Here is a 3,791-nt window from a genome sequence, read left to right on the forward strand (position 1 = left end):
TTGAAGTGGAACGTATCTATGAAGCCATTCTAGTCTGTGGTACCCATCCAGTAGAGCGAAGAGCCAAATCTTTTTCGGTTCCTAGGGTCCATATATTTTTTAATGCGTTCATTTTGGTAGATCCAATGTTGAAATACTTCCTCTACATAATATGTGTTTTCTGGAACGTTCCAACCATGAAGCGCTCCTCGTATAAGTAAATACTTCAACAATAACACATCCGAGATTATTGTCCCTGGTGAAAGCAAGGTGCCCTTTGTTTGGCTTTTAGAAACTAAAACTTATTTGAGATACTCAACAAGGCTCTCTTTTGTGATCTCCTTGAAGGTATAACATTATTAATCAATTAAAATGGCCTCCAGCGATAGGTCTTGTTGCACGAGCAATTCCAAGCCATGTATAAGCTTGCTTCACGCACAATATCGCTCAAATGGGTTCCATACAGCCATTACCATCTATAATGATAACTCCTCTTTAGCTCGGTGTGCTTTTTTAGCGTGTCCAATTAATGCCTTAGAAAACGATTCTTTGCTTTCACTTGTTCAAGTTCTAAAAATGAATTCGGGCCCCTTACCAAAGCTGTATTGCTTGCCGACAGCCTGCTCGTGCCAGTGGAGTATGCTCTTTGGATACCACGCCATCCAAATCTTAAGTTGTGTCACATTCTTAATCCCAAGCTTATTTGTGATCCCCGTTGCAGGGGCTCCAATTAGTCTCATTTGTAGGGCACATGCATTTTCATTTCACGGAGTATCTAACTCTTGTTGCCAAATAAAAAACACCTGTGAGAGAATGCTTCCACATCTTACGACATAGAAGCATTCTCATACAGGTGTTTTATTATTTCTAACGTTATAGGGGAAGCCCTTACTATAATTTTTTAGAAATAACTTTTCTGTTTATTAAACTATTTTTTATATAAATCAATTGTCTTAAGTATCTCTTTCGCAAATTTTTCTACCATGTTTATTTCTTCGGTATCTCGTTGAATTAATAATGCATATAGGCCGTCTAGATGTTTTTCTTTTTCTAGCCGTTTAGCATTGTTAGATATTTTGTAGGTTGAAAATATATCGCTTGGGTTTATATCCAAGGCAACGAGTAGTCTTTCTAAAGTATCAAGCTGTATGTAGGTTTGGCCTTTTTCAATTGAGCCAATATACGATTGAGGAATTCCTACTTTTTCACCTAGTTGTTCTTGAGTGATTCCACGTGCTTTTCTATGTGAACGTATTCTTTGACCAATAAATTTTGCTAATTCTATCATAGTCATTCCTCCTCTTAAATAGAGTAGGAAACATTACATCTATTTTGAACATAGTAATTCTATATATTTCATGTTGAAAATAACTAAAATAACATATATTATTGGACGTAATATTAAAACTAAAGGAGCCGCTCCAATGACATCTACGACAATACTTAATCCAATAGTCATAGAAAACGTAATACAGAGTAAAATGCGCGGTAAAGTTACTTATCAGAGTTATATGTCAGCCTCAATTGCGCTTAATTTAACCTATGTAAAACCATACGATCACCCATCAGGAAAAGGATATCAACGCCCTGTAGATGCATCAAGATGTAGTGATTTTGCTATGTACCTGTCAAAAGGATCGGATTCTTTATTTACACCGATTTTAATAAATGCGGGTGGAAATTGGGAATTCAGTAGTTACGATAAACAAAGACCATCTTTAGGTAGATTAGTTTGTAAAGCGAAAGCATCACTTATGGACGGACAACATCGTATTGGTGGAATCCAGCAGTATATTCAAGAAACTCAGTCGGAGATTAATATTCCATTTTTGTCTTTTCATTATTTAGATGAAGATGAGGAAATCCAATTATTTGATACAATTAATACGAAAGCGAAAGGGATTGGATCATCATTAAGCAAGTATTTACGGAGAGATACAGATGACGTAAGTTGGATTGCAACGGAGCTCCTAATAAGAAGAGAAAGTCCATTTTATGAAAAGGGAAGCATTATCGGAAAAAGAAGTAAAGGTCGCCACATTACTTTACAGAACTTATATCGAACAGTTAATTTGCTTACGTCAAGAATATCTACTTTGCAAAAACAAGAAAAACTAATTGCAGCAATTGAATATTACAGTGCTTTACAAGCAAATTTCCCTAATGAGTGGGCAGATTATAAAGGAAGTAAGCTAACTCATATTGTTTGTATCGACGCATTTTCTATTGCTGGCAGCCATTTAGTTGCAAAATCTCTAACTGAAAATAAAAGACATATAGATATTAAAGTGATCAAGCAATATGTATCAAAAATAAAAAATAAAATTGATTGGTCAGCAGATGGGCGCTTGAAATATGTAAAAGGAATGAGTGGTTCTAAACAGCTTGCTGTTGAACTAAGGGAGTTTATGGAGCCCGAAAATAAGGATCAATGAATGAGAATCAATTATTTATCGTCGAATTTACCAAAACGATAAATGAATCAAATTTTACTGTTTCGTTTTATATTTCACTGTCATACAGGTTGAAAAACAACATAAGATAATTACTTATAACACTTCTTTGGTTATGAGGGAATTCACAAAAAAATGGGCGTCCCACTCGGGATGCTTTTTAATTTTAGAGCGGCCAATTCGGTCCAGAATTTCTTGCTTACTCCCGTTCAAATAAACTACTGATGAGCTTGCACTTTCGGGGATTTAAAAAGTTATCGAAATAACTACGGAACACGCAATATCAAAGTACTAAATATTCCAGTTAATTTTGGCCTCAGATATTAACGTTCATGGAGAATGAGTAATCTAAATGGAAGGGAGTATATTCAATTATGCCCCGAATGAACAATCGAAGAATAATGGCTAAACATTATGCACAAGGTGTTATTGCACATCTCAATCTTCTAGGTTACCATGATGAACAAGCAAAGTTGGTTTTTTTTCGACATTATAGAGAGATGAAACGTATATTTGGACTTGAGCCAAATGTAGGCGAGTTTGCAAAACTAATTGATGAATTTGAACGAGCTATAAAACGAGAAGAAGACAACCTAAAGAATCCAAATTATATTAAAGTGGGCCATCTTCACGAACGGTTGATAAAGTTAAAGTCTAAACAAGAAAAATTGAAGAGTACTATGACATTTGAGCTTACAGAATCTATGCTGCAAAAAATAAAAGAATGGGATTCTTGTCATACAACTGATGCAACAGAAGCGAAATTCGCATATATCTTCATACCCACTGGATTAGGAGTAATCATTAAGGTAGAGTGTAATATATGCAACCGAGTTTTAGATCTGACAGAAGCTTGGTATTAACATGAATTATTAATTTTCAATTATTACTGTGATTCCTTGTTCCGTTGGTAAATTCATGATAAAGCGTTTAAACAATTAATGTGCAGATGATTTCAAATTAAATGAAAACCGTTTTTTATGTAACGAAAGGCCTGCCCATATAGTGTATAGGCGTGTGCTAAAGAAATGGCTGGAGTCCAGGACATCAGCCATTTCTTTAGCAAGCGGAACAAATGTGTCGACGTTCAAAGTAAATGAAGAAAGTTCTAGACATCATGAGTACTGCAGGAACTAATGGTGTTACGATTACCTTCATTTTTTTGCGTTGCCCTGACTAACCTCTATTTTTGAAATATAATAGTCGAACGATTGAAGAGATTTTCTAATCACTTTTGGTTATTTATCTTGGATGAAAGATACAAGCATGATACATAAAGAAGGATGGTATCGGATTAACCCCTTAAATTTGGACACATGCTCTCTTTATCTCGTTCTTTCAAAGCTTTTCAAACTACAA

The 3,791-nt window shown here is 35.0% G+C and carries 3 protein-coding genes; 2 read left to right on the forward strand and 1 reads right to left on the reverse strand.

Going from position 1 to position 3,791, the window contains the following annotated elements; translation table 11 throughout:
* Positions 1–907 precede the first annotated feature (907 nt).
* The gene (locus WH37_RS32910) at positions 908–1,267 is read right to left on the reverse strand and encodes a helix-turn-helix domain-containing protein (RefSeq protein ID WP_046234901.1); all 360 of its coding nucleotides are present in this window, start codon (positions 1,265–1,267) and stop codon (positions 908–910) included.
* A gap of 136 nt (positions 1,268–1,403) precedes the next feature.
* Here WH37_RS32910 and WH37_RS32915 point away from each other — a divergent pair, with 136 nt between their 5' ends.
* Positions 1,404–2,414 (forward strand): DGQHR domain-containing protein, encoded by a 1,011-nt coding sequence (locus tag WH37_RS32915; RefSeq protein WP_046234902.1) that lies wholly within the window; start codon positions 1,404–1,406, stop codon positions 2,412–2,414.
* A gap of 392 nt (positions 2,415–2,806) precedes the next feature.
* Complete coding sequence (locus WH37_RS32920) at positions 2,807–3,295, forward strand: hypothetical protein (protein WP_046234903.1); 489 nt, start codon at positions 2,807–2,809, stop codon at positions 3,293–3,295.
* Positions 3,296–3,791: the final 496 nt, after the last annotated feature.

The sequence above is a fragment of the Paenibacillus algorifonticola genome, from assembly GCF_000971975.1.
GTDB lineage: Bacteria > Bacillota > Bacilli > Paenibacillales > Paenibacillaceae > Pristimantibacillus > Pristimantibacillus algorifonticola.